This window comes from Uliginosibacterium gangwonense DSM 18521 (assembly GCF_000373965.1).
GTDB lineage: Bacteria > Pseudomonadota > Gammaproteobacteria > Burkholderiales > Rhodocyclaceae > Uliginosibacterium > Uliginosibacterium gangwonense.
This window is the reverse complement of record NZ_KB892846.1, coordinates 31737-55581: the sequence shown is the minus strand read 5'-3', so window position 1 is coordinate 55581 and position 23845 is coordinate 31737. Positions and strand designations below refer to the sequence as shown.

Below are 23845 nucleotides of genomic sequence, written 5' to 3'. Positions count from 1 at the left end.
TTTTTGACGAATACAGCACAGGCGACGAGTGGTTCTGCCCGAGTGGGAAGCGTATGCAAAGGGCTTGGTGATCCTGATTACCATGACTTGACAGCGGTCTGTTTTATCGGATCGAAGCCATGAATGAGGTAATTGCGCCTTGAAACCATTGAATATCTTGCTGGCCGACGACATGCAGTCGGTGGGCGCCTTCGTGTCGGATTATGTCCGGGCCGCAGGGCATCTGATCACCTACGTGGAAAGTGGCGAGGCGGCCGTGGAGGCATTCCGGCGCCAAGCTTTTGACTTGGTGTTGATGGACGTGGTGATGCCCGGCATCGGCGGGCTGGAGGCCGTCCGCCAGATCAAGGCCATCCCCACTGCGGCATGGGTGCCAATCATCATCATTACCGCGCTGGATGAAGAGGATGAAATCCTCAATGGCTTTCTGGCCGGGGCAGATGATTACCTGCTCAAACCACTGCGCCCCGTCACGCTGGATATCCGTATTCGCTCCATGATGCGGATTGCATCCATTCAGCGCTCTACCGCCATGGTGGTCGATAGCGTGAGCGAAGGGATTGTCCAGATTGACCGCGTGGGCCGCATCTGCCGCTTCAACAAGGCAGCCGAGGTCATCTTCGGTTATGCAGAAGAGGAGGTGCGCGGCAAGAATGTCAAGATGCTGATGCCTGCACCGTTTAGTGAGCACCATGATGAATTTCTTGCCAATCGTGTGCAGAACCATGCCTTTGGGGCGATGAATGTGCAGATGGATGTATCGGGGTTGCGCAAGAACGGGGATATATTCCCGATGCACCTGGGGATCTCGGAAGCGAATACACCAGACGGAACGCTTTTTGTTGGTCTGGTACGTGATATGACGGTGGAGCGTGGCCTACAGACTCAGTTGTTGGAAAAGAATGCCGAGATGGAACGCTTTTTCAGCGTGTCTCCCGATTTACTTTGTATTGCCGAAACCAGCGGGCATTTCCGCAAACTGAACCCGACCTGGACACATGTGCTCGGTTATGCCTTGCGTGAATTGGAAGGCACTGCCTTTATGGATCTGGTTCATCCCGAGGATCGGGAGCTGACGCGTGAAGCGGTGAGAAAGTTGCTGGCAAGCCACACCGTGGAGAGTTTTACCAACCGATATCGAGCCAAGGATGGTAGCTATCGATATATTGAATGGCATATCGTGCCCTACGAAAAACGCCTGCTATATGCTGCTGCACGCGATGTGACCGAGCAACGGGAACAGAGCCGGGTGCTGGCTGAAAGTGAGCATTTCCTGAAGTCCTTGATTGATGTGTTCCCCGGCATGGTGTGCTATTGGACCCGTGACCTGCACTGCACTTTTGCCAACCATGCCTATGTGGAATGGTTTGGAAAAACGAGCGATGAAATGCAGAACATTCATATTACCGCCCTGTTAGGCCCAGAGTTGTACAGGCAAAACGAATCCTATATTCAGGCCGCACTACGGGGTGAATCGCAACGCTTTGAACGCATCCTTACCAAGCCGGATGGCAGTATCACCTATACCTGGGTACATTACCTGCCCAATCTGAAAAATGGGCAGGTTCATGGTTTTTTTGCGCTGGTGGCGGATGTGACGGAGTTGAAAATTTCCGAGGAATCTCTCCGTGACAGTTCGCACGTATGTGCTTCTTGCTGAGGTCTGTGGGTTTATAAAAGAGCCCTTCCTGGTCGGCCACAGGCGATATCCGGATATCAAGATAAGCCCCGACGCCCTGCTGGGGCGCCGGGTGTATACATGCTAAATTGCGTTATCTAGGCTGTTGTTGATCCTGTTCATGATGATGTCCTTCTTTTTTCTTGCGCTGTTCCTCTTTTTCGCGCTCTTCCTTGCTGCGTTCTTCTGCGCGTGACTGTTCTTCATGATGGCGATTGTCTTCCTTCTGCCGGGCCTGTTGCGCGCGCCGCTCCTGGTCCTGTTGATGGGTACCATTGTTGCCGTGGTTGGTTTGGTCGTGAGCAGAAGCGGGTTCCGGCTGATTCGGGGCAGTCTGCTGGGGCATCGGACGAGGAGCGTTCGGCTGTATGCCTTGGGCATTTTGAGGGTGATTGCCCTGCTGAGCCATATCCGGGTGCGCAACGCCCTCTACCGTTGCGTGCGGCGATGGACGTTGGGCGTTTTGTGTGACGGGTTGCGTCGGCATATTCTGCTGCATGCTTTGTGGGGCTTGAGCATGATTGCCTCCTTGAGCCATGGGCTCTTGACGCACCATCTGTGCGGGAGGCAAGGCAGCCGGGGGACGCCCTGGCACGTATGAAGGAATCGGCTTGGCAGAATTCACCGCAGGTGCGGCGACCCTTAGCACGGGTTTCATCGCAGCAGCCAAATGGGCCTGGGCGGGCACCGACGAATTGACAGCCTGTCCGTTTGCCGTTGCACTAGGTGGGGCCACAATGGTGACGTTTGTGATGTTGGTTACATTGGTAACATTTGTGGTTTTGTTATTTGTGACGTTGTTGGTGACATTGTTCGTTACATTATTGTTGTTGGTAATGCGCATCCCGACATTGACTACAGGCGGGGCACTGGTCACCACCGCAGGAGGCGTACCAATGGGGGCCGGAACGATCAGGCCCACCCGTGACCCTGGAGGGGGCGGAATGAATACACCTGAGGGGCCAACAGGCCGTGGCCCTGGCACTACACCAACAGCGGCAACGGAAATGGAAATACTCAGGTGTGGTGGAGGCGGCTCAAAACGGATGCCTGGCGCAGCCCAGAATCCATCCACGAAAATGACCATGCCATCCCTGTTTTCATAATACGGATGGACCCAGGTATAGCCAGAGCGTGGAGGTGCAACCCAGCGCCCATGCGCCCATACCCAGTTGCCATGCCAAACCCAGTAGCCACCGATCCACACAGCATCATCAAAGGGTGGCGGAGGAGGAGACTCCACCAGCAGAGGCGGCGGTGCCCAACTGATTGCCACCGGCTCCGGTTGCACAAGTGGAGGATCAACATACACGCTCACCACTGGCGCAGGGGCAGGCTCAACATGGCGTACAGGGGGAGGAGGGGCTGGCCGCTCAACGTAGACTGTCCGTGTTCTTTCGACAGTACATCCGGTCATCAAAATCATCCCCAGCACAGCAATCTTCTTTGCCACCGATTTCTTGGCCATGACGCCCTTTCATTCATGCAATTCGATTATTTGATTGGCCCTGACCTCTTTTGTATGTTTCAAGAGAGGAAGACCGCTTTCCGTACCTGACTTCACGGATAGTAACGAATCTGAACAATGCAGGATGACCGGATATCTGCCGGAAAAAGGCTTGAAAGCTATTTGTCAGCTTGGGGATGAAAGAGAGATTTTATGCTTTATGTGTTTATTAATTTATTGATATTGTTGTGTTTTTGTGGTTTTATTATTTTATTGAAATGCTTTTGGTGTGGTATAAATAGTTGTTCGGCATGATTTTGGCAATAAGTTCTTACAAAATCATGTCTTAACGCATGCGACGCCTGAGTTGTCAGGGGGATGCCACTATAGTTGGTAGGGTTTTTCTGCATGCCATGCATCTCGAAACTGGCTACCTTCCTGCTGCGTACCTGTTCATCCCGACTGATGCCGGAATTGATCGTGCCTCGGAGTGCGGAAGTGATCAATGGGTTTTTTCAAGGGCGTAAAGTACAAAAGCCACCCGCCATGATGGTGGGTGGCTTTTCTGTTACGTCAGAATCTTACTTCGCTGCGGCGACTGCGGCGGTTGCATCCACAATCCCTGCGCCGCACCCGCTGCAGGTGCCGGGGAAGCTGCGGGCGGTTGAGGTCAGGATGCTCTTGACCTGATCGGGTGTCAGTGTAGGCGCCTTTGCCAGTATCAGTGCTACTGCGGCAGCCACATGGGGCGTGGCCATTGAGGTACCCTGGTAATAGGCGTAGTTGTCGGTGCCGGGGGTGGTCGTGCCGGAGTTGAGTGTGGACAGAATGCCATCCGTTGCGGCCGAACTCATATCACCGCCCGGAGCCGCTACGGTTACGATGCTGCCATAGTTTGAATACGGTGCACGGGAGCCGTAGCGATCAGTTGCCGCAACAGTAACGACGCCGCTGCAGTTGGCCGGGTTGGAGCTGGATGCGTTGGTGTTTTCATTCCCCGCCGCCACGACAACGACTGTGTTGCGCGAACGGGCGGAGGTAATCGCCCGTTGCAGCGTGGTGCTGCAAGTACCGCTGCCGCCAAGTGACATATTGATAACCCTTGCCGGGGTCGCGTTGGCAGGAACGCCAGTTACTGTGCCACCGGAGGCCCAAGTGATGGCGTCGGCGATGTCGGAGGTCAAGCCGCCGCATTTACCCAATGCCCGGACAGGCTGCACTTTGGCACCGTAGGCGATGCCAGCCACTCCTTTGGCATTATTGGTGATTGCAGCGATTGTGCCTGCCACATGAGTGCCGTGCCAAGATGAATTGCTCGCGGGTGAGCCGGAATAGCACTCATTGGCTGCTGTCCAGTCGCCTGGGTCGAGTGGTGAGGAATCTCGGCCGCCACCATCATTGGCGACGGTGGTGTCCGAAATGAAGTCATATCCCGCCACAATATTGGCGGCCAGATCTGCGTGAGGGCGGTAGCCTGTGTCAATGACGGCCACTACGACCCCGGTGCCTGTGCTGCTTGCCCAGGCTGTATCCGCACGCAGGCCACCGGTACTTTCATACAGATCCCATTGGCGGCTGTAGTAGGTATCGTTGGGCGTAGCGAGAATATGCAGGAATTGGTCTGGCTCGGCATATTCGATGCTGGGGTCGGCTTTTTTCAGCTCGGCGGCAATCGAAGCTGCCTCACTCAGCGAGACCTTTTTGTCGAGCTTCATGACCTGTGCGCCTGTTGCCGTTGTACGGGCTGTACGCAGCGACAAACCAAAGTGCTGCCCAGTTGACGTAAGAGCTTGGGCGCGCAGGGTTGAGATTTGTTCGGATTGGATGGTGGCGTTCTGTGGTGTCGCGTATTTGACGATCAGACTGTTGGTCTGCTCAATGTATTGTGGCGTGGGTTTCGCTGTGATCTTGGTATTCCCTCCCGCAAATGCGCTGGTAGAGATGGCAAGCATGGAGCAGCACAATGCTAGATGTGTTATGGAAGATGGGAATCTATGATGCATAGTCAGGTGAACCTCCATTGTATAGGGTTTAGCCAGGCAAGACAGGTTGGGCCGGGTTGCGGTTATCTGTTTTGTTTGGCGGAGTCAGACTAGCATGCATGTAAATAAATATGCAAATAGGTAATATGGCTTAAGTATATTCTAAATTAGATGGGTAGGGTTTTTGTGAATGATCTGCCCCAGAATGGGGGTGTGTTTTGTGGGCAAGCAAGCCAATTGGCGATCTTCGCTTGATGCTAATGATCTTTTTTGATGCATTTAAAATATATTCAATGCATTAGCTGCACCGATTTGGAGCGGAGTTTGGGTGATCTGCCCTTTTGGGCGGGTGCTGGAGAGAATGGTTCTCACTTGACGAAATGACGTATCCCCTTGTAATTATTTATCATGCCGAAGTGATGCATGAGATTTTCTTCGGCGCCCACATTCGAATGGATGGCGGAAAAGATGTGAACGCAAGGGGAATTTGTGGGGTGGGATGCAACGATAATATTGCCGTTCCCGCCCAGCCACTTTTGCGAGGAAGAGGGCCCTCTATTCCGAATCCCTGTTCTGGGGTGTGGGCCGTTGTGCTTTGAGCAGCACGATCAGCGCGCCTGCGCCGCCTTCGGCAAGGCGTGCCTGACAGTAGGCGATGACATCTTCGTAATTCATGAGCCAGCCCGCGACGAGTTTCTTGAGTACGGGGTCGCGGCCGGGGGAGCCTTTGCCTTTGCCGTGTACCACGCGAACGCAGCGTGCGCCTTTCTTGCGCCACTGGGCCATGCAGGCAGCGAGCAGTTCGCGGGCTTCGTCTCGGTTGCAGCCATGCAGGTCGACTTCATCCTGCACCACCCAGCGGCCCCGGCGTAGGTCGCGCAGCACACTGCGGGGGACGCCGTTACAGAGGTGGGTAAGTTCATCGCCGCCTTCCAGGTGCAGGTCAAGCGAGGTGGGGGCGTAGATGGATTCGACCAGGGCGGCCTTTTCGTCGCGTTCCCGCTGCAGGGGAATGGGCAGTGGCTTGGGGGCTTCGGCGTGGACGCGGTCGGTGACAATAGGGCGGGCGCCGCGCAGGGCTTCAGCCAAGGCCCCTGCCTCGCCCGTCAGGAGTGCGGGGGTGTCACTGTCATTCAGCCAACTTGCGGGGAGCCAATTGTCCTTTGGGCGCTCCAGCTTGGCTTCCGCTTCCTGCGTTTTGGGGCGGGGGATGGGCTTGGGTTGTGGCCGCTGGATGTCTGCCTGTCGACTTGGCGCAAGGCGTTTGACGCCGGTTACGGTTTTGCGGAAAAGTTCGGTATCGTCTGCCGCTTGAACAGCTTCCCCCGCACTGGCTTTGGTTTTTGCAGCGGGGCGTTTGGCGGGCTGTTCACGCAGGCGGCGTTTGAGTTCGGAGAGGATTTGACGATTGTTGCTCACGGGGCAATGCTTCCGGTAGTGCTTTGGGACATGCCCCCAATCATAAGGCAAGGCGGGTGGATTTGCCTTGCCTTCTCCGCCTTCTGTGTTCAGAGCCCGTCCAGATACCGCTCTGCATCCAGTGCCGCCATGCAGCCAGTACCCGCCGAGGTGATGGCTTGGCGGTAGATGTGGTCGGCCACATCGCCCGCAGCGAATACACCGGGGATGCTGGTCTGGGTGGCGTTGCCGTGCTGGCCGCCGTGCACGCTGAGGTAACCTGCTTCGTTCATCTCCAACTGGCCTTTGAAGATGCCAGTGTTCGGTGCATGGCCGATGGCGACGAATACGCCGTGTAGGGTGATGTCTCGGGTGGCGTCGGTCTTGATGTTTTTAACGCGCATACCGGTTACGCCGCTGTTATCCCCCAGCACTTCGTCGAGGGTGGAATCCAGCTCCAGCACAATTTTGCCTTCCTTCACGCGCTCGTAGAGCTTGTCGATCATGATCGCTTCGGCGCGGAACTTGTCGCGGCGGTGAACCAGGGTAACCTTGCTGGCGATGTTGGCCAGGTACAGGGCTTCTTCCACGGCGGTGTTGCCGCCGCCGATGACGGCGACTTCCTGATTGCGGTAGAAGAAACCGTCGCAGGTGGCACAGGCGGAAACGCCGCGACCAGAGAATTTTTCTTCGGAAGGCAGGCCCAGGTACTTGGCTGTGGCGCCGGTGGCGATAATCAGCGCATCACAGGTGTAGGTGCCAGAGTCACCCACCAGCTTGAAGGGGCGGGTGGTCAATTCGGTGGCATTGATGTGGTCGAAGATGATTTCGGTGTTGAAGCGCCGGGCATGTTGCTCGAAGCGGGCCATCAGGTCCGGGCCTTGAACGCCGTTAAAATCGGCGGGCCAGTTGTCGACTTCGGTGGTTGTCATCAATTGCCCACCTTGGGCCAAGCCGGTGATCAGCACCGGCTTGAGGTTGGCACGGGCGGCATAAACGGCGGCCGTGTAGCCGGCGGGGCCGGAGCCCAGGATGATCAGGGGGTGATGTTGGGTTTGTTGGGTGCTCATGGGGGATAGGGTTCCGTATGGGTTTGAATTCCCCAGAAGTATAGCTTGATGCTTGCATTTCAAGAGATTGACACAGGCTATTGGAACAATTTGCATGAACGGATTTAGGCGGCTTTTTTCGCAAACGCTTTGTGCGAGCATGCCGTAAGATGATGATGCGCATTGCAAAGTGGGGCTAAAAGTGCGCAATATTCAACGCTATAGATGTCAAGATCCTAGTTCCTTGGTAATCTTGGCGTATGCAAGGGGTTCCACAAGGCCTCGTTGGTAGAAAGAATGAGATCGCACAACGTATCTGCTACGGCACTGAGAACAATTCCAATCTTCGCCGGTCTGCCCATGGAGCGCCTGGAGGTGATCTGCCGCTTTGCGAGCATGCGCCGGGTTCCAAGGGGGACGACAGTCGTTTTGGCTGGAGACAGCACGGACTTCGTCTATTTCGTCCTCAACGGCAGCCTCAAGGTGCTGGTGGGGGACGAAGACGGGCGAGAGGTCATCCTCACCCTGCTTGGGCAGGGGGATGTATTTGGCGAGATGGGGGTGGTGGATGATTCGCCGCGCTCGGCTACCGTGACCGCAGCGGGCTCCACCGACTTGGTGGTGTTCTCGCAAGCCGATTTCCGCCGCATTCTGCAAGAGGATTTCGATGTCTGCCTGCGCCTGATGGGCAAGCTTGCCAATCGCCTGCGGGATGCCGACCGCAAGATCGAAAGCCTCGCCCTGCTGGACGTGTATGGCCGTGTCGCCCGCCTGCTGCTGGAAATGGCGGAGACCGTGGATGGCCGCAAGGTGATTCGCAAACGGCTGTCGAAAAACGACATTGCCAAGATGATCGGCGCCTCCCGAGAGATGGTCTCGCGGGTGATGAAGGATCTGGCCACGCGTGGCTTGATCCAGGACACCCCGGCGGGTGTGGTACTCGAAGCCGGATTGGGCGAAACCGACTGATCGTCGGCTGCCCTTCCGCCGTTAAGATGCTCCAGGCTGGAGCAGGCTATAATCTGCCAGTTTTCTGCCTGACTCTGCCCAAGCTGCCTACCCATGCTGTTTCGCTCCTCACCGCGCACCCCTTCACAACCGCTGCCTGAAAAGGTTGCGGTGCTTATCCGTGAGGTGCGCCTGCTGCTCGTCGGGGTGCTGGGCATCTACCTTACGGTAGTGCTGTTCGGCTACAGCAAGTCTGATCCCTCCTGGTCCCATGCGGTCAATACCCAGGTCGTGGCCAATCCGGGTGGTCGGTTTGGTGCCTGGGTATCAGACATGCTCTTGCAGCTCTTCGGCTCATCGGCCTGGTTGCTCGTCGTCTTGATGTACTGGGCGCTGTTCATCGGTGGGCGGCGTTTCCGCGATGAACTCAATGGCGACCGCCGCTCACTTTTCATCATCCTGGCTGGCTTTGTCATTGTGCTGGCCACCAGTTGCGGGCTGGAGGCCATCCGCTTCTACTCCAGTCACGCCATGCTTCCCGGTGTGCCGGGTGGGGTGATCGGCACAGAAATCGGCCGGCAGGTGGTGCGTTACTTCGGCTTTACCGGTGGCACCCTGTTGATGTTGGCAGCCGGGGCAGGGGGGCTGAGTATCTTTGTTGGCTTCTCGTGGTTTGATGCTTTCGAGAAGACTGGTCATGGGCTTGAGCGTGCATGGTTCTTCTCGCAGGCCAAAATCCAATCCTGGCGTGACCGTCGAGCAGGCAAGCAGATTGCCGAGAAGCGCGAGGAAAAGGTCAAGCGCGAACGCAAGAAACGTGAAGACGCACCGCCAGTGGAAATCCACGTGGAGCCGCCTGCCTCCAAGGTCACCATCGTCAAGCCTGTTGAACGTCCGGACAAGGAGCGTCAGCCTGCACTGTTTGCCGACCTGCCCGGTGGCGCACTGCCGGGCCTGATGCTGCTTGACCAGCCTTCGCATGATGTGGAGCCGCCTTCGGTCGAGTCGCTCGAATTCACCTCGCGGCTGATTGAGCGCAAGCTGGCGGACTTTGGCGTGGAGGTCAAGGTGCTGGCGGCCTATCCCGGCCCGGTGATCACCCGCTTCGAAATCGAACCGGCGGTGGGTGTGAAGGGCGCGCAGATCGTCAATCTGGTCAAGGATCTGGCCCGGGCGCTGTCAGTCATGAGCATCCGTGTGGTCGAAACCATCCCCGGCAAGACCTGCATGGGGCTGGAGATCCCGAACCCGAAGCGGCAGACCGTGCGTCTCTCGGAAATCGTCGGCTCCAAGGTCTATCACGATATGGCCTCGCCGCTCACCGTGGTGCTGGGCAAGGATATTGGCGGCAACCCGGTGGTGGCTGATCTGGCAAAGATGCCTCACCTTCTGGTGGCCGGTACAACCGGCTCCGGTAAATCCGTGGGGATCAATGCCATGATCCTCTCGTTGCTCTACAAAGCCGAAGCAGACAAGGTGCGCCTGATCCTGATCGACCCGAAGATGCTGGAACTCTCGGTGTACGAAGGCATCCCGCATCTGCTCGCTCCGGTCGTGACCGACATGAAGCACGCCGCCCATGCGCTCAACTGGTGCGTGGGGGAGATGGAACGCCGCTACAAGCTGATGGCCGCACTCGGCGTGCGTAACCTTGCAGGGTTTAACAAGCAGGTGTCCGACGGTTTGAAATCCGGCTCACCAATCAAGAACCCATTCTCTCTGACTCCAGAAAACCCCGAACCCCTCAACACCATGCCAACCATTGTCGTGATCATCGACGAGCTGGCCGACCTGATGATGGTGGTGGGCAAGAAGATTGAAGAACTCATCGCCCGTCTGGCGCAAAAGGCACGGGCGGCGGGTATCCACCTTGTGCTCGCCACGCAACGCCCTTCGGTGGACGTGATTACCGGCCTGATCAAGGCCAATATCCCCACGCGGATGGCCTTCCAGGTTTCCAGCAAGATTGACTCACGTACCATTCTCGACCAGATGGGTGCCGAATCCCTGCTGGGCATGGGGGACATGCTCTACATGCCCCCAGGTACGGGCATGCCAGTGCGCGTGCACGGCGCCTTCGTTGATGACAAGGAAGTGCACAAGGTCGTCAGCTTCCTCAAAACCGTGGGCGAGCCGGATTATGTAGAGGGCATCCTTAACGGCACCGGTGGCGAAGAAGGCGGCGATGGCCTGGGAGATATCCTGGGCGGCGAGGGTGGTAACGGCGGTGGCGAATCGGACGAGATGTACGACAAGGCCGTGGAAGTCGTGCTGCAAACTCGCCGCCCCTCCATTTCGCTGGTGCAGCGCCACCTGCGCATCGGCTACAACCGTGCTGCCCGCCTGATTGAACAGATGGAAAAGGCTGGGCTGGTCTCTGCTGCCAGTGCGACCGGCTCCCGTGAAGTATTGGCTCCCGCCCGCGAGAAGTAGCGTTTTTACCCGAACCGAATAACCGAGGCTCCCCCATGCGCCGCATCCTTTTTGCTTTGCTTTGCAGCACCCCCATGCTGGCATCGGCCAGCGCTATTGACCAGTTACATCAGTTCCTCACCAACACCAAAACCGCCAAGGCCACTTTCAACCAGAAGGTGATCAACAAATCTGGCAAGCCCGGCCAACAGGCCAGCGGCACCATGGTTTTCGCCCGTCCCGGCAAATTTCGCTGGGAATATCAGAAACCGTATAACCAACTGATCGTGGGCGATGGCAGCAAGCTGTGGACCTATGACAAGGAACTCAATCAGGTCGTCATCAAACCCATGAGCCAGGCATTGGGCGCTACGCCTGCCGCATTGCTCGCAGGCAGCAATGACATGGACAAGAATTTCAAGCTCGCCGAAGCAGGCGAGCAGGATGGCATGGAATGGCTGGCCGCCGAGCCCAAGACCAAGGAAGCCGGTTTTGAGTCTATGCGCATTGCCTTCAAGAACAACCTGCCGCAAGCGATGGAAGTGCGCGACAACTTCGGCCAGACAACCGTCTTGTTCTTTGCCAGTTTCGAGCGCAACCCTACGCTGCCCGCCGACAGCTTCCACTTCACCCCACCCAAGGGCGCGGATGTGGTGGGCGAGGAATAAGTTCACTGCAAGGCTTATCAATGACAGCCGACCTCTTTGCCGTCAAACCCACCCCACCGCTGGCTGAGGCCTTGCGTCCGGCCACGCTCGATGAAGTCATCGGCCAATCGCACTTGTTGGGCGAGGGTAAGCCCTTGCGTCTGGCCTTCATGTCGGGCAAGCCGCATTCCATGATTCTGTGGGGGCCGCCGGGCGTGGGCAAGACCACGTTGGCACGGCTGACTGCACAGGCTTTCAAGTGTGAGTTCATTGCGCTCTCGGCGGTGTTCTCCGGCGTCAAGGATATCCGCGCTGCGATGGAGCAGGCCCAGCAGAATCTCTCGCAGGGCAAGCACACCATCCTGTTTGTGGATGAAATCCACCGCTTCAACAAATCCCAACAGGACGCGCTGCTGCCCTACGCTGAGTCGGGTTTGGTCACGTTTATTGGTGCGACGACGGAAAACCCTTCGTTCGAGGTCAACTCTGCGTTGCTTTCGCGTGCCCAGGTCTACGTCCTCAAGTCGCTCACCGAGGCCGAACTGCGTCTGCTTTTGCAACGCGCCCAGACCAAGGTGCTGGATAAACTGGAGTTTGAAGACGCAGCAGTGGATACGCTGATCGGTTATGCCGATGGGGATGCTCGGCGTTTTCTCAATCTGTTGGAGCAATGCAATACGGCGGCAGGGGCATCCGGCACCAATCGGGTAGATGCCAAGTTTGTCGAAAACGCGCTTACGCTCAATAACCGCCGTTTTGACAAGGGCGGCGAGAATTTTTACGACCAGATCTCCGCCTTGCATAAATCGGTGCGGGGTTCTCACCCGGATGCGGCGCTGTATTGGTTGTGTCGCATGCTCGACGGTGGGGCTGATCCGCGTTATCTGGCCCGGCGTATCATCCGTATGGCATGGGAAGATATTGGTCTGGCCGACCCCCGTGGCATGCAGATTGCCAATGATGCAGCGCTGACTTATGAACGCCTGGGCTCGCCCGAGGGCGAACTCGCCTTGGGGCAGGCGGTGATCTATCTGGCCGTGGCGGCCAAGAGCAATGCAGGTTACATGGCTTTTAACGAAGCCAATGCCTTTATCAAGCAGGACAAGAGCCGCGAAGTCCCCGTCCACTTGCGCAATGCCCCCACCAAGCTGATGAAGGAACTGGGCTACGGCCATAACTACCGATACGCCCACGACGAACCGAATGCCTATGCCGCTGGCGAAACCTATCTGCCCGAGGATATGGAGGAGCCAGGATGGTATCAGCCCACCCCACGTGGTCTGGAAGGTAAGATTGCCGAGAAGTTGGCGACACTACGCCGGTGGGATGAAGAGGCCAAGGATAAATAACACTGCATGCACGGAGGCCCTATGTTTCGCTACGTCGCAGCAGGTGCAATCGTCGGTTACCAGAAATATCTCTCGCCGCACAAAGGCTATGTCTGTGCCTTTCGTTTGCATACACAGCGTTGTTCCTGTTCAGAATTTGCCAGAAAGTATGTGTTGCGCCATGGCGTGTTGAAGCTTTTGTTTGTGCTGCCCGCACGTTTTGCGAAATGCAAACAGGCCGCAATGGCGCTAAAGGAGAAGTTGGCTGTAGAGAAGGGAGGGGACAACATCCCGCCAGTCTGTAACGCTCTCATGTGTGATTGTGCGCCGGTGGGGGGCGAGTGCTGCACTTGGCCGTTTTGAATTCCAGAGTGCAGCCACCTCGCCGCTAACCATGCGAGGTGGCGCTTTTCTGGTGCTCCGGCTATTCCCCCCGTTTTTCCTTCAAGCGGGCGTGTCCTGCTTTCATGGTGGCTTTCCAGCGCTGGAGTTCGGCTTTGCGTTCCAGCACACTTTGCTGAGTCCGGCTCGCTTCGCGCAGAAGTTTATGATAGTTGCGCAGGCGATCCGGGTCTATGGCGTCACGCACGGCGCAGCCCGGTTCGTTCAGGTGCTGGCAGTCCCGGAAGTGACATTGTGCAGCCAGCGTTTCAATGTCACTGAAACATCCGCTGATGTCTTCCATATCCGCGTCAATGTTCCAAGTGCGTAGCCCTGGTGTGTCGATGATGCAGGCGCCACCGGGGATGCGATACAACGAGCGTGCTGTGGTGGTGTGCCTGCCACGGCTATCGTTCTGGCGTACCAAGCCTGTTTGTTGGGTCTGATTTCCAAGCAGCGTGTTGGTCAGGGTGGATTTTCCCGCGCCGCTGGAGCCCAACATGACCAACGTGTGTCCAGGCGTCAGCCAGGGTTCAAGTTGGGTACATGTTGCTTCAGATAGCCCATTGATGGAAATGACGTTGATGTTTTTTGGTAGCCGTGAGTGGAGATTAGCAATGCGTGCCTCAACCTCAATGCCGATATCCATCTTACTCAATACGACTACCGCTTCTACGCCCGCTGCATGAGTCATACTCAGGCAACGTTCCAGTCGGCGTGGGTTGAAGTCGTGATCCAATCCCATAACCAGTAAGGCAGTGTCGATATTGCTCACCAGCGCTTGGCGTTGTCCATCAGAAGTACGGCGGGCAATGTGGTTGAGGGGCGGAACTTGAGCCACGATCCAGTCTTCATCCGGGTCTTTGGGGGCGACCAGTACCCAGTCGCCTACTGCCAGAGTGTGTTCGCTACTGTCCAACTCAATCATTAAACGCGTTTGGGCCTGAAGTGGGAAACTACGTGCGCCGTTATGAACGGTGAAGCGATTGCGGGCTATTTCAATAATGCGTGCCATATGCACGCTTGGTAGTGTTGCTTCGGGTAAGGAAAATGCTGCGTTGATCAATGACGGGGTCAGGCCGATTGCCTGTAATGCCGGGTAATCCATTTCAATCATGGCGGGTTTCATTCCAGAATCATTCGCCCGCACAAAATGCGGGCAATACAAGGCCATGGGCATCAGCCCATGTGTCCTACCGGTTTTGAATGATGGAAGTCGGCTAACTGCCAGTGATAGAACGGACGGGGATTGCCTGTCTGTTGGTCAGGCAGCTGCCGACAGGAAGACTTGATCAGATTTAGACATGGCAAGCTCCTGTGGTTGTTGTGGAATAGTTAATTAGTCTAGAGGTGGGTACGGCGGTGTGTCAAGGCTGCTCGCATGGGAATCAATGAATTGAGATTTTGCAGCAGATGCATGCGCCATTTTTATATGAAAATATGGGTGATGAGGTGCATGTCGATAGAATTTTATGGTACTGCCATGGCATGGCCGTGGTGAAGGCAGGATGGGGGACCCACGATCAGTTGGTGTGGGCCAACTGATCGTGGGTGGGCGCTTTGAGTTGCCCTGATGCTCACTTGCCAATGTTAGGCCGGATCGTCGCGCACGAGAGTCGCGGGATCGCTATGCGAGCGGGTGCGCAGAACGAAACTGCGCGTACACGTGTAACACGTGTTCTGCTTTGTCCAGGCGGCCACGCGTCATGGCGTCCGAGACGATATCCGAGAGGCAGCGGGAGACGACAGTGACCCCTTCCTCTGTCTGCACCAAGCCACAGACAAGCTGGCCCGCAATCTCGGAAGGGATATGTTCATGCTCGGCGAACAGTTCCACCTCCTCGTCGGTGATGTCGCAATAGTCCATGCAGTCTTTCAATGTCAACATGGTGCGCTTGGCCTCTGTCTGGGGGTTTTGGTATGGAGCCTATGTGCGGCCCCTTTGTTCTCAGGCTAGCGGACAGGCGGCAGATTGCCAGTGGTCTTTGCCTATACATTGTTTGATGTGCCATTGCAGCAGCCAATAGTTTGAGTCAATCCATGATGCAGCATCAATTCGCAGGGGCTGCCAACGTGGTAATCTTCGCATTGCACAATTTGTTCGGTGTTTATTGACCCCGGATTTTTCTAATAACAGGTTTCCCAATGCTTGATATCCAACTGCTTCGTACTCAGCTCGATACCGTCGCCCAGCGCCTAGCGGTGCGTAATTTCCCGCTTGATGTGGCAGCCTTCCAGGCCATGGAAGATGAACGCAAACAGCTCCAGACTCGTACCCAGGATCTGCAATCCCGCCGTAACACGCTCTCCAAGCAGATCGGCATGCTCAAGGGCAAAGGTGAAGATGCCTCCGCTGTGATGGCTGAGGTGGCAGGCATTGGCGATGAGTTGAAGGCTTGCGAAGAGCGCCTGGCTGCGCTGCAAGAACGTTTCAACGATTTCCTCTCACGTATCCCCAATCTGCCGCATGAATCCGTGCCGGTGGGCAAGGACGAATCCGGCAACGTGGAGGTGCGCCGTTGGGGTGCGCCGCGCAGCTTTGACTTTGAGGTGCGTGATCACGTTGATGTCGGCACCCCCTTGGGGCTGGATTTCGATACGGGTGCCAAGCTGGCTGGTGCCCGTTTCTCCTTCATGAAGGGGCATGTGGCCCGTCTACACCGTGCCATCGCCCAGCTGATGCTGGACATCCAGACCGGCGAGCACGGCTACACCGAGTGCTACACCCCTTACATCGTGAATCCGGAAGTGCTCTATGGCACGGGCCAGCTGCCCAAGTTTGCCGAAGATATGTTCCGCGTGGAGCGGGGCGGGGATGGCTCGCGTACCCAGTACCTGATCTCCACCTCCGAGATCTCGCTGACCAACACAGTGCGTGACACCCTTCTCAAGGCTGAAGACCTGCCGCTCAAGCTCACCGCCCATTCGCCCTGTTTCCGCTCGGAAGCCGGGGCTGCCGGGCGTGATACGCGTGGGATGATCCGCCAGCACCAGTTCGACAAGGTGGAAATGGTCCGCATCACCAAGCCGGAAGACAGCTATGCCGCGCTGGAAGAGATGGTGACCAACGCGGAAGCTGTGCTGCAACGCTTGAACCTGCCCTATCGGGTGGTATCGCTGTGTACCGGCGACATGGGCTTTTCCGCTGCCAAGACCTTTGACCTGGAAGTGTGGCTGCCTGCGCAAAACGCTTACCGCGAAATATCCTCGGTCTCCAACTGCGAAGCCTTTCAGGCTCGCCGTATGCAGGCTCGTTACAAGAACGAAGCAGGCAAGAACGAGATGGTGCACACGCTCAACGGTTCGGGCCTTGCTGTGGGCCGCACTCTGGTGGCCGTGTTGGAAAACTACCAGCAGGCTGATGGCTCGGTGGTGGTGCCCGAAGCCTTGCGCCCCTACATGGCTGGCTTGGAAGTGATCCGCCCTGCCTGAGTTGGAACAATGGAATAGGGGGCATCGCCCCATGCAATCGGCCCCTGACCAGGGGCCGATTTTTTTGTCTCTGTGTTTGAAGGCTTGCTTGTCTGAGGCCAATGATGCACTGAATATTTCCTGATCATACGTTTATCATTTTTGTCAGTGTGCCCCTGCCAGTTTTGATGTGCAGCGCCTTCCTGGTGGTGGTTGGCACATGGCAGATGGTTTTGTTGGTGCGTATGAGCAGTTTATCGAAGCGCAGCAAACAAGAAGATCGCGCTTGATGTGTTCCAATCTATGGTGAGGGCATGATTGATTTGACTTCAATGCTCTTGCTTCGGTCTGCACTCTTGATGATGGCATTGATCAGTGCGCTGTTGCCTTCATCGTGTATGGGTTTGAGAGATGCGTCATAGAACTCCACGAACTCGTCATAAGCGTTGTGACCACCCCCGGTAGAGTAATTCAGTTCCAGGTAGGGTTTGCCTTCAAGCAAGGCGCATTGGGCGGAGGTAACAAATAACGCAACGCCATGAGCATGAGCTGCTTTGAAGGTACGCGCTCCCTTTTTGTCGGGATTGGGGAGTGCAATGTTTTGTTGCCGGGCAGGAATCGACAGTGTTTGGCGCGTGCATTCGTTCAGACTGTCTTCCGCGTGGGATGGCGTGCAGTAGCTGGTGAGTTCAAAACGGATGCCCCCGCAATCAATCCGGGTCGGCCAGACTTCTGGTGTGGCCGCCAGTGCGACATGGGGGGACAGGGCTAGCGCAAGGCAGAGGCAGCGTGAAATGTTGTAGGCTCTTGGCATGATGCGGTTTCTAGTCAAATTCTCAATATTGGCGTTGCAGGATTTTACTTTAGCTGCAGCGTGCGGATGGCTGCATCTGTGCTGAATTCGACCACCGGATTTCAGTCCGGGCACCTAACCGCATGCGCCAGATGCTTGATGTGTTGGGGTGATGGCGAGGTGAGGCGGCTTATGGGTGTCGGGACGTCGGGACGTGAAGATCAATTCCGCCGTGGGGATGGTTCGGGCGCGAGGGCCGAAGCTGGCGATGTTGGATAGCGTGGCGTTGTGGTGGGCGCGAATCTGCCCACCTCCCGCATGCGGTTTGTCGTGCGTGGTATGGGCGTCGGACACCAGTATGACGGGGTAGCCTAGCGCGAGTGCTCGCCGGGTGGTGGTATCCACGCAGAATTCCGTGGCATATCCGCAGATAACGAGTTCCTGGATTTCAAGGGTACGTAAAGTGGATTCGAGTTCGGTGCGCAGGAAAGAGTCTGGCGTGCGCTTGCGCACATGCAGATCTCCTTCCTGGGCGATGAGCCCACGTTCCAATTGCCAGGCAGGCGTGTCGAATTCGAGCGGGCTGCCCGGGCTTTCATGATGGATGAAGATGACTGGCACATGTGCCGCGCGTGCCTGGCCACTGAGCATGTTGATCCGGCTGACCACTGCATCGGCCTCAAAGGGGCGGGGTGTGGCATCGAACAAGCCTTGTTGTACATCGATCACCAAGAGTGCTTGCTTCATCGGGCCATGCTCCAGCATGTGAAGGGGGGGCTGTATTGTGCGCTCAGGGGCTGGAGGACTCAACAGGGGATTGCCCATAAAAAAAGCCCACGCCGTGGCGTGGGCTGAGTGTCAGGCAAAACTCCGTTTTACAGCTTGCCAACCCCTGCTGCGCTGGGGATGCTGCTGGCCAGCCCTGAGGCTGCACTTGGGGTATAGCTGTAGTAGGTGCCGGGCGTCCAATAGCTAGCACTGCTGCTGCCCGTGGTGACGAGGTTGGAAGAGGCCACCAGCGCCGAGGCCACATCGACGGCGCTGCCGTTGAGCAAGGTGCCACTGTCATAGAAATAGGCTGAACACAGTGCGGTACTCATCCCGCTCAGGCTGGCGCAGCTGGTAATCTTGCTGCTGCTGATTGATGTGCCGTACAGGTTAGCGACGCTTGCACTGGAAGTTCCGGCAGAAATTGCGAAAGCATTATTTTCTGCATGGATCTTGCCGCCTTGGCCCACCGTCCAACCCACCAGCCAGGGGTAATTGACACTGGTGTCCAGCGTGGCTTCGTAATAGTTGTTGAACAGGTGCACCATGCCATAACGTACGCGGGCTTGCCGTTGGCGCAGATTCTGGAAGTAGTTGTGGTGGAAGGTCACGTTGAGCACGCCGGGGTGTTCGGCGGTGAGGCTTGCCGTATCGGTACCGCCCAGGTTGAAGGACTTGTCGTGATCATGGAACTTGTTGTACGACATCGTCACATAGTTGCCTACCTTGGTCACATCTACCAGACCGTCGTGGTGCTGTACCTTGAACTCGCTGGCCGTGTAATCGGTGCCGCTATATGTTTCATTCCACACAGAAGGATAGTTGTGGTCGACCCGCGTGGTGCCATCGGAGAACTCGTTGTGGTCGATCCATACGTGTGTGGCATAGAGCACAGAGATCAGATCGTAGTTCGAATTCCAGCGTCCGGTAGTCGAATCGGTTGGGTCCCATTGCGGGAAGAAATCGAAGGCGTCCTCAAAGGCGACATTGCGAATCACGATGTTGTCGACCGCTGCACTGCTTGAACCCAGAATCAGGTTGCCGTGGATGATCTTGGCGGTGCTGCCTGCGCCGATAATCGAAGTGTTTGATGGCACATTGATTGCCACCACCTTCTTTTGGATATTGGCCGCGCAGGCGCGTGCCGATTCAGGCGTGCCGCTCACCACCCCTGCACCCGTTGCGGCGGTGCCCCATACGCTGGGTTTGTAAGCTGCGTAGTAGGCTGTCCACATTGCATCTGCCGTGGTGTAGCCGTAGCCTTTGCAGGTGGTGCTGCCTGCGTTGGCATAGGTGATGTAGCTGTCCGCCGTCAGTTCATTGCCGCTGGCATCCTGGTTCAAGTCGATGGTGCCGGAAACGTAAATGATCTTCTTGCTTGCATCCAAGGTGCCGCTGGCAATGCTGCCATTGGTGTTGAAGGTGGCGGTGCCGCCATACAACGCTTGGATGAGGTCGGCACGGGAGGCCACCGTATAGGTTTTGGCTGTTATGGCCCCGTCACCACCCGTGGTGCCGGTCGTGCTGAGGTTATTGCTGCCGTAACCCGCCCAGCCATCTGCGCCCAGCGACGAAATTGTGCTGCTGGATGAAGAGCCGGAGGAGCTTGAAGAAGAACCGGAAGAACCTGAAGAGGTGCTGGAAGATGACGTCGATGAAGTCCCTGCACTGGATGAGGAATCCGAGGAACTGCCGCCTCCACCACCACAGGCTGCCAAGCTGGCGAGCATTGCGATGGCTGCAAGGCTGCTCCACTTTTTTGCCGCATGTATCATCTGTACCTCCTCCATATAGTTCTTTAGATATAGGCAGGACGGTATATCCATGCCTGAATTGCTGAGACCGAGCAAGTGGTGGCAACGGTAACATCAATTTTGAAAATCGGGAAGATGTCAGATAGAGAAGCTTGCCTGGCAGATGGGAGGGCGCAGGAGGCATGTGCCAGACGCGCAGTCTCCCCTATGAACGAGCCGACGAACGGTTGGTGTGGCAAGATTGGATGGATCGGCTCAGCCTTGCCTACCCATTTCTGTATGGAGGAAATCTGGAATGACACCCCAGGATCAGAAGTGCTACAGCTATGCGAAAGGCCGTCGCAATGTTGATGGGGAGAACGACAAGGCTCCGCGCAAGAGTATTCCACGGGCGAAGAAGAGAGGCATTCGGGTCGAATGCCATGCCCAAGCCAGTGGCGCAAGTTGCCGGATAGCCCCTTGGCGGATGTCCTCGCGTAGTGCAAGCAATGAGGCCTTGTTTGGGCTTATGTAGAATGAGTTATTGCTATAGCATTCATGTCTTCGCCTATTTCACCATTTTCATTATGGTGTATTGAACAAAACGTTATTGCCGTGCCAGGCATTGCTGGTAATGCCCATTGACCTTTTCAGCAAACCATTGTGTGGTGAGATTGTGGCTGATTTTCACGCTTTGCAGGTGGATCTGTGGCAAGGCTTCACGAGGTACGGGGTGCCCGGTGGCCTTGTCGGCCAGTGCAAAGACGCGTTGGTAGGTGGGCGTCTGGCCCAGGGTGCTTGTTTTTTCCTGGCGGATATCGGCCATGATCTGTTGTTTGGTGAGCCCTAGTTTAGGGGCGAGTTTCAATAGCGCTCGCGTAGTGCTGCTTTGGGAGCGGGCAGGCTGTCCGTTCTGGTAGATGAGCAGGTCGCCATCGGGGTCGACGCGTGCGCCGCTCACTTTCGCCAAGGCGGTTTGGAAGGCCGCATTGCGGCTGCTGTAGCGCCCGCCGTTGTAGTCGGCGAATCTGTATATCATGTTGGTATAGGGGGCGGGGTATTGCAGCAGATGGGCGATACCAAAATAGACTCCGCCATGCCGAGTGAATACCTCCTTACGCAAACTGCCTTTGATGGGGTAAGGGTAGGGCTGGCTGTGGACATGCTCATTGGCAAACTCCACGCTGACCTGCATGGGCCCGCCTGTGCGGATGGGGTTGGTGATGCCAAAGCGCTTGGCTAACTGCGGGGCCTCGCCCACGATGGCTTCAAACAGGTCGTTCATCTGGCGCTCGGTGCGCAGCGCATCAATGCGGGCCTTGAAACTGCTGCCGTCGAGCAGGGGAACAGAGAGCGCGGCTTTGACGGTGAAAAGCGGGATGTGGTACTTGGCAGCTCTGGCGCCAACTTCCATCCACACTTTATCGCCCAGGTCAGGCACGACCGGGTCGGATTGCCAACTGGAGAGTTGTTCGATCACGGCCATCGCAGCGCAGTAGTTTTCGGTGCTTTGCTCAAGCTTGAGGGTGAGGAATGCTTTCTGGATATCGTCTGCCCAGCCATTGCGCTCTGGAATGCGCGGAGGAAGCAGGTGGTTGAGCAAGGCGCGGTTGTCCACCGGTTTTGCAGGGGTAACGCTCGGCGGTGGCGCGGAAACCGTTGTGGGGGGGGGGAGCACCGTGCTGGTGATGGCTGGCGGTGTTTGTACCAGCAGGTTCTGGGTGCTGGCTTCTGACGCTGCGCTTGGGCCTGATGCCGTAGCCGGGGGTAGGTTTGTTGCGACGCTGCTCTGCCCCGGCGTGCGCTCCACGACGGGGGCAGGTGTAGTGGTGGCGCAGCCAGTGAGTATCCCCAAAACCCCCAGAAGCCAAAATCCCTGATATTGCTTGCTCATAAATCCATCTCAAAATCCGCCAGCGGCAGCGTGGCGGAATGATAGTCCAAGTTGTTGAGTGGAACGGTTTTTCAATTGATGGAGGGCAAAGACGTTTGGAAAGTTTGAGTCGACAGGATCATTCAGCCTTGGCTGGCGTAGTGCTTTTCCAAGGCTTGCAGGCTTCTCGGGAGGGTGAGGCCGTCACGGCGGGCGATGGCGAACATGGCACGCTGGCTGAAGCCGCCGTGGATTTTGTCTTGCATGTCGGTGAGCTGCCAGTCTTCGATTTCATCCAGACGGCATGTGCACCGGCGTTCAAATCTGCCCTTGTGGCTGACGGGGGCCGTGGCGATACTGATTTCCAGTTCATCCGCCACGGGTTGCGCCAACACGTCGGCCCAGATGTGTTCGACCTGTTCGCTGTCGCTGGAGAAACGTAGCTTGACCAGTGCGTGCTTGTGCGGGGCGCCAAGCAGGGTCCGGAATTGCTCCAGCGTGGCCCGGGCCTGAGCGAAGGCATCCTGCATCAGCGGGTCGTCGGGCTCGGTGAGCAGGGGTTGATAGTCGGTCCGTGGCCTGAAGAGACGTATGCCGACCCAGATGACCAGTGCGGCGATGCAGATCATCAGGAGCAGGTGGGTGTTCATGATGGGGTGCTTCCTTGCTCCGAGAGTGGATTGTGGTGCTGCGCATCGTAGGCTTGCTGCGCGTGCAATACGGCTTCAATGTTCGATTCGGCCCAGGCGGAAAGCGATTCGATCAGCTCCGCCAGCGTCCAACCCAATGGGGTGAGGGAGTATTCAACCGTGACGGGGGTCGAGCCGATCACGCAGCGCAGAACCAAGCCATCGCGCTCCAGTTTCTTCAAGGTTTGCGAGAGCACCTTTTGCGAGACACCCTCCACATTGCGTCGTAGCTGGTTGAAGCGCACGGGGCCATCCCGCAATCGTCCGATGACCAGCAATGCCCATTTGTCTGCCAGCCGGTCCAGAACCATGCGGGCGGGGCAGTTACTGGCGTAGACGTTATAGGTCGGCTGAGGCGCTTGGTGGGCTGAAGGGGGAAGGGGCGATGCGTGCATGGTTTCCTATAGGTAATCTAGTGGGCTGAAAGTGCCTTCTTGCGGCGGGTAGTATGCAAAAGATACCATCTTTCCGCAGGAAACCTCCAGTGGGTGTCTAGACGCCGCTTCTCACTATCAATCAACAAAAAGGAAACCCTCAATGAGCAAGATTGTTGTTGTCTACTTCTCCGGTTATGGTCATACCCGCCGTGTTGCGGAGCACGTTGCCCAGGGCGCAGGTGCCTCTTTGATCACCATTGATGCCGAAGGCAATGTGCCCGATTCCGCCTGGGATGAACTGGCCGCTGCCGACGCCATCGTTTTCGGCGCCCCTACCTACATGGGCTCTGCTCCCTGGCAGTTTAAGAAATTTGCTGATGCCACCTCCAAGGCTTGGTTTACCCGCGCCTGGCAAGACAAGGTGTTCGGCGGCTTTACCAACAGCGCAAGCTTCAATGGTGACAAGGCGGTCACGCTGATCTCCTTGCAAACGCTGGCTTCCCAGCACGGTGGTATCTGGGTCAGCCTCGGCTTGCTGCCCGCCAACTCCAAGGCGGCTACACGCAATGACGTCAACAACATGGGCGGTTCGGTCGGGCTGCTGGTGCAGTCGCCTGCGGATGCCAGCGTGGATGAAATTTCGGCAGGAGACCTGGAAACGGCCAAGCAATATGGTGCCCGCATTGCTGCGGTGACGGCCCGCCTGCGCCCCTGATCGCTCATTGTCTTGCCCAGGCCGCGTCTACCCAGATCAGGGAGACGCGGTTTTTTCATGTCTGGCACTCCACGCGTCCACCACTTCAAGGAGGATGACCCACATCGCTAAACACATGGCAGCCGGAGGAGGGCCACCGTAAAGGCCGACAGCCGTTTGCGGCGAGCCCCATGTTTTGCCCTACAATGCGTCGCAGCTGTGGTTAAAGGCATTCAT

The 23845-nt window shown here is 56.9% G+C and carries 20 protein-coding genes; 8 read left to right on the top strand and 12 right to left on the bottom strand.

All coding sequences use genetic code 11. The features are described 5' to 3' along the window. Positions 1 to 139 precede the first annotated feature (139 nt). Complete coding sequence (locus B145_RS0111750) at positions 140 to 1660, top strand: PAS domain S-box protein (protein ID WP_157288382.1); 1521 nt, start codon at positions 140 to 142, stop codon at positions 1658 to 1660. A gap of 112 nt (positions 1661 to 1772) precedes the next feature. Here B145_RS0111750 and B145_RS27490 read toward each other — a convergent pair whose 3' ends face one another. From B145_RS27490 to trxB, 4 genes are all read right to left on the bottom strand, one after another. After that, the gene (locus tag B145_RS27490) at positions 1773 to 3146 is read right to left on the bottom strand and encodes a hypothetical protein (RefSeq protein ID WP_051082588.1); all 1374 of its coding nucleotides are present in this window, start codon (positions 3144 to 3146) and stop codon (positions 1773 to 1775) included. Positions 3147 to 3706: 560 nt separating this feature from the next. Next, the gene (locus B145_RS0111740; protein ID WP_018607542.1) at positions 3707 to 5077 is read right to left on the bottom strand and encodes a S8 family peptidase; all 1371 of its coding nucleotides are present in this window, start codon (positions 5075 to 5077) and stop codon (positions 3707 to 3709) included. Between the two features lie 585 nt (positions 5078 to 5662). Continuing rightward, complete coding sequence (locus B145_RS25385) at positions 5663 to 6526, bottom strand: Smr/MutS family protein (RefSeq protein WP_018607539.1); 864 nt, start codon at positions 6524 to 6526, stop codon at positions 5663 to 5665. An 89-nt stretch (positions 6527 to 6615) separates the two neighbouring features. Next, positions 6616 to 7575 carry a thioredoxin-disulfide reductase gene (trxB, locus tag B145_RS0111730; RefSeq protein ID WP_018607537.1) on the bottom strand — a complete coding sequence of 320 codons (960 nt, stop codon included), beginning with the start codon at positions 7573 to 7575 and terminating at the stop codon, positions 6616 to 6618. A gap of 276 nt (positions 7576 to 7851) precedes the next feature. Here trxB and B145_RS0111725 point away from each other — a divergent pair, with 276 nt between their 5' ends. The 5 genes from B145_RS0111725 to yidD all read left to right on the top strand — a co-directional run bounded on the left by B145_RS0111725 (position 7852) and on the right by yidD (position 13252). Then, positions 7852 to 8523, top strand: a complete 672-nt coding sequence (locus B145_RS0111725; RefSeq protein ID WP_051082587.1) for a Crp/Fnr family transcriptional regulator — start codon at positions 7852 to 7854, stop codon at positions 8521 to 8523. 93 nt (positions 8524 to 8616) lie between these two features. Further along, the gene (locus tag B145_RS0111720) at positions 8617 to 10935 is read left to right on the top strand and encodes a DNA translocase FtsK (RefSeq protein ID WP_018607533.1); all 2319 of its coding nucleotides are present in this window, start codon (positions 8617 to 8619) and stop codon (positions 10933 to 10935) included. A gap of 35 nt (positions 10936 to 10970) precedes the next feature. Continuing rightward, positions 10971 to 11582, top strand: a complete 612-nt coding sequence (gene lolA / locus B145_RS0111715; protein WP_018607531.1) for an outer membrane lipoprotein periplasmic chaperone LolA — start codon at positions 10971 to 10973, stop codon at positions 11580 to 11582. A gap of 20 nt (positions 11583 to 11602) precedes the next feature. Continuing rightward, positions 11603 to 12910: a replication-associated recombination protein A gene (locus B145_RS0111710; RefSeq protein WP_018607530.1), complete on the top strand. Its 1308-nt coding sequence runs from the start codon at positions 11603 to 11605 to the stop codon at positions 12908 to 12910. Positions 12911 to 12916: 6 nt separating this feature from the next. Next, complete coding sequence (yidD, locus tag B145_RS29640) at positions 12917 to 13252, top strand: membrane protein insertion efficiency factor YidD (RefSeq protein WP_083917732.1); 336 nt, start codon at positions 12917 to 12919, stop codon at positions 13250 to 13252. 61 nt (positions 13253 to 13313) lie between these two features. On the opposite strand, the gene rsgA is transcribed toward yidD, so the two are convergent. Both rsgA and B145_RS0111690 read right to left on the bottom strand, forming a co-directional pair. Continuing rightward, the gene (gene rsgA, locus B145_RS0111700; protein WP_018607527.1) at positions 13314 to 14399 is read right to left on the bottom strand and encodes a ribosome small subunit-dependent GTPase A; all 1086 of its coding nucleotides are present in this window, start codon (positions 14397 to 14399) and stop codon (positions 13314 to 13316) included. 498 nt (positions 14400 to 14897) lie between these two features. Beyond that, a complete protein-coding gene (locus tag B145_RS0111690; protein WP_026259067.1) occupies positions 14898 to 15158 on the bottom strand; it encodes a hypothetical protein in 261 nt (86 codons plus the stop codon). Between the two features lie 257 nt (positions 15159 to 15415). Between B145_RS0111690 and serS the strand changes: the two genes are divergently transcribed. Next, positions 15416 to 16702 carry a serine--tRNA ligase gene (serS, locus tag B145_RS0111685; protein WP_018607521.1) on the top strand — a complete coding sequence of 429 codons (1287 nt, stop codon included), beginning with the start codon at positions 15416 to 15418 and terminating at the stop codon, positions 16700 to 16702. A 280-nt stretch (positions 16703 to 16982) separates the two neighbouring features. On the opposite strand, the gene B145_RS0111675 is transcribed toward serS, so the two are convergent. The 6 genes from B145_RS0111675 to B145_RS0111640 form a co-directional block, all read right to left on the bottom strand. Beyond that, positions 16983 to 17495, bottom strand: a complete 513-nt coding sequence (locus B145_RS0111675) for a hypothetical protein (protein WP_018607518.1) — start codon at positions 17493 to 17495, stop codon at positions 16983 to 16985. A 114-nt stretch (positions 17496 to 17609) separates the two neighbouring features. Continuing rightward, positions 17610 to 18221: a cysteine hydrolase family protein gene (locus tag B145_RS0111670; RefSeq protein WP_018607516.1), complete on the bottom strand. Its 612-nt coding sequence runs from the start codon at positions 18219 to 18221 to the stop codon at positions 17610 to 17612. A 128-nt stretch (positions 18222 to 18349) separates the two neighbouring features. After that, the gene (locus tag B145_RS0111665; protein ID WP_026259066.1) at positions 18350 to 20017 is read right to left on the bottom strand and encodes a pectate lyase family protein; all 1668 of its coding nucleotides are present in this window, start codon (positions 20015 to 20017) and stop codon (positions 18350 to 18352) included. Positions 20018 to 20582: 565 nt separating this feature from the next. Continuing rightward, positions 20583 to 21869 (bottom strand): DUF1615 domain-containing protein, encoded by a 1287-nt coding sequence (locus tag B145_RS0111650; protein WP_018607511.1) that lies wholly within the window; start codon positions 21867 to 21869, stop codon positions 20583 to 20585. A 122-nt stretch (positions 21870 to 21991) separates the two neighbouring features. Continuing rightward, on the bottom strand, positions 21992 to 22498 hold the full coding sequence (locus B145_RS0111645) for a DUF2314 domain-containing protein (RefSeq protein WP_018607510.1): 507 nt from the start codon (positions 22496 to 22498) through the stop codon (positions 21992 to 21994). Then, on the bottom strand, positions 22495 to 22932 hold the full coding sequence (locus B145_RS0111640) for a winged helix-turn-helix transcriptional regulator (protein WP_018607509.1): 438 nt from the start codon (positions 22930 to 22932) through the stop codon (positions 22495 to 22497). Before B145_RS0111640 ends, B145_RS0111645 begins: the two co-directional genes overlap by 4 nt. Before the next feature lie 142 nt (positions 22933 to 23074). Between B145_RS0111640 and B145_RS0111635 the strand changes: the two genes are divergently transcribed. Beyond that, the gene (locus B145_RS0111635) at positions 23075 to 23629 is read left to right on the top strand and encodes a flavodoxin family protein (RefSeq protein WP_018607508.1); all 555 of its coding nucleotides are present in this window, start codon (positions 23075 to 23077) and stop codon (positions 23627 to 23629) included. Positions 23630 to 23845: the final 216 nt, after the last annotated feature.

What these genes read in the sequence shown, in the direction of transcription:
- B145_RS0111635 (WP_018607508.1), top strand. Translation starts at nt 23,075, where the DNA reads ATGAGCAAGATTGTTGTTGTCTACTTCTCCGGTTATGGTCATACCCGC.
- yidD (WP_083917732.1), top strand. Translation starts at nt 12,917, where the DNA reads ATGCACGGAGGCCCTATGTTTCGCTACGTCGCAGCAGGTGCAATCGTC.
- B145_RS0111645 (WP_018607510.1), bottom strand. Translation starts at nt 22,498, where the DNA reads ATGAACACCCACCTGCTCCTGATGATCTGCATCGCCGCACTGGTCATC.
- trxB (WP_018607537.1), bottom strand. Translation starts at nt 7,575, where the DNA reads ATGAGCACCCAACAAACCCAACATCACCCCCTGATCATCCTGGGCTCC.
- B145_RS0111690 (WP_026259067.1), bottom strand. Translation starts at nt 15,158, where the DNA reads ATGTTGACATTGAAAGACTGCATGGACTATTGCGACATCACCGACGAG.
- B145_RS0111640 (WP_018607509.1), bottom strand. Translation starts at nt 22,932, where the DNA reads ATGCACGCATCGCCCCTTCCCCCTTCAGCCCACCAAGCGCCTCAGCCG.
- B145_RS0111725 (WP_051082587.1), top strand. Translation starts at nt 7,852, where the DNA reads ATGAGATCGCACAACGTATCTGCTACGGCACTGAGAACAATTCCAATC.
- B145_RS27490 (WP_051082588.1), bottom strand. Translation starts at nt 3,146, where the DNA reads ATGGCCAAGAAATCGGTGGCAAAGAAGATTGCTGTGCTGGGGATGATT.
- B145_RS0111720 (WP_018607533.1), top strand. Translation starts at nt 8,617, where the DNA reads ATGCTGTTTCGCTCCTCACCGCGCACCCCTTCACAACCGCTGCCTGAA.
- lolA (WP_018607531.1), top strand. Translation starts at nt 10,971, where the DNA reads ATGCGCCGCATCCTTTTTGCTTTGCTTTGCAGCACCCCCATGCTGGCA.
- B145_RS0111740 (WP_018607542.1), bottom strand. Translation starts at nt 5,077, where the DNA reads ATGCTTGCCATCTCTACCAGCGCATTTGCGGGAGGGAATACCAAGATC.
- serS (WP_018607521.1), top strand. Translation starts at nt 15,416, where the DNA reads ATGCTTGATATCCAACTGCTTCGTACTCAGCTCGATACCGTCGCCCAG.
- B145_RS0111670 (WP_018607516.1), bottom strand. Translation starts at nt 18,221, where the DNA reads ATGAAGCAAGCACTCTTGGTGATCGATGTACAACAAGGCTTGTTCGAT.
- B145_RS0111650 (WP_018607511.1), bottom strand. Translation starts at nt 21,869, where the DNA reads ATGAGCAAGCAATATCAGGGATTTTGGCTTCTGGGGGTTTTGGGGATA.
- B145_RS0111675 (WP_018607518.1), bottom strand. Translation starts at nt 17,495, where the DNA reads ATGCCAAGAGCCTACAACATTTCACGCTGCCTCTGCCTTGCGCTAGCC.
- B145_RS0111665 (WP_026259066.1), bottom strand. Translation starts at nt 20,017, where the DNA reads ATGATACATGCGGCAAAAAAGTGGAGCAGCCTTGCAGCCATCGCAATG.
- B145_RS0111710 (WP_018607530.1), top strand. Translation starts at nt 11,603, where the DNA reads ATGACAGCCGACCTCTTTGCCGTCAAACCCACCCCACCGCTGGCTGAG.
- rsgA (WP_018607527.1), bottom strand. Translation starts at nt 14,399, where the DNA reads ATGAAACCCGCCATGATTGAAATGGATTACCCGGCATTACAGGCAATC.